At 32.6% G+C, this 390-nt stretch carries 1 pseudogene; it reads right to left on the bottom strand.

The features are described 5' to 3' along the window. Positions 1-390 (bottom strand): annotated as a pseudogene (locus HMPREF2704_RS03865) (site-specific integrase); the annotation flags it as partial.

The following is a 390-nucleotide window of genomic DNA, read 5'->3' as shown; positions in this document are numbered from 1 at the left end:
AAAATAACATCTCAAAAGCACTATTTGGCATATCACGAAAAATAGCTTTCTCAGTGTTGCTATCATCTACGTATATTTCAAAATTTGGTTCTTTACGCTTTACAACCCGTCCTTTACTATTCGTAAAAGTCGTCGTAGAATACAAATCTTCTGCTTTTAACTTAGCCTTTCCCTCTCGCTCACTTAAATAAAGAGTTAAAAAATCAAGAACTGCATTAACACATTTTTCAACAGTGCTTTTCTTTCTTTTCCCGCTATCTTCAGGTAACTGAGATAATCCATAAAGCGTAAAAAACTCTCTAACCATTTCAAGTGTAAGTTGATCTACACTTTTAAGTCCAGAAGTACCAAATATAAAATTTAGAAACTTAACAACGTAAGAAAAGCGTT

Origin of the sequence: Streptococcus sp. HMSC076C09 (genome assembly GCF_001837905.1) — a bacterium.
In the GTDB taxonomy this organism is placed as follows: Bacteria; Bacillota; Bacilli; order Lactobacillales; family Streptococcaceae; genus Streptococcus; species Streptococcus parasanguinis_I.
This window is presented reverse-complemented; position numbering and strand designations above follow the sequence as displayed.